1 protein-coding gene is annotated in these 622 nt (G+C 76.5%); it reads right to left on the bottom strand.

The features are described 5' to 3' along the window. On the bottom strand, nt 1–467 hold a 467-nt coding region (locus ON31_RS29480; protein WP_218007399.1), incomplete at its 3' end, for a hypothetical protein. Nucleotides 468–622: the final 155 nt, after the last annotated feature.

The following is a 622-nucleotide window of genomic DNA, read 5'->3' on the forward strand; positions in this document are numbered from 1 at the left end:
CAGGAAGATTCCGGCGGCGGCGAGTCGGCGGTGTCGAGGCGGGTGGTGCCGTCCTCGGCCCGGTACACGGTGAAGCGTTCGGTGGGCAGCGGGCGGGCCGCTTCGAGGGCGCGCCGAAGGGGTTCCGGACTCAGGCGGCGCACGGCGTGCCGGGGGCCGGACGGCTCCGGACGAGGAGTGGCGACCGACCGGGGCGCCGGCACGACAGTCCCTCGCACCGCACCGGCCGCCTCCCGCGATCCCGCCGACTCCCCGGACGACACCGCGCCGAGATCCCGCGACTCCGCGGCGGATTCTCGTACGTCGCCGCCGGGCTCGCGCGACCGCGGCCCACGTTCCGGAATGTCGGCCGCGGCCGCGGCGGTTTCTGCCCGGCACTGTCCGAACTCTCCCGCCGCCGCGGTGCGCTCACCGAACTCCGTTCCGGACTCTCCGGATTCGGCCGCGCCGTCGCGGGTCCCGGGCATGTCGTCCCCGCATTCCGCCGCGCGCTTCCCGAACTCGGTTCCGGACTCTCCGGATTCCACTGCGCCCCGGGGCTCGGGTGAACCGTCCCGCAGCTCCACCACCCGCCCGCCGGTCCCCGCTGCGCGCGGCCGACCGTCGCCTGCCGACGCGTCCG

Source organism: Nocardia otitidiscaviarum NBRC 14405 (assembly GCF_000308635.1).
GTDB lineage: Bacteria > Actinomycetota > Actinomycetes > Mycobacteriales > Mycobacteriaceae > Nocardia > Nocardia otitidiscaviarum.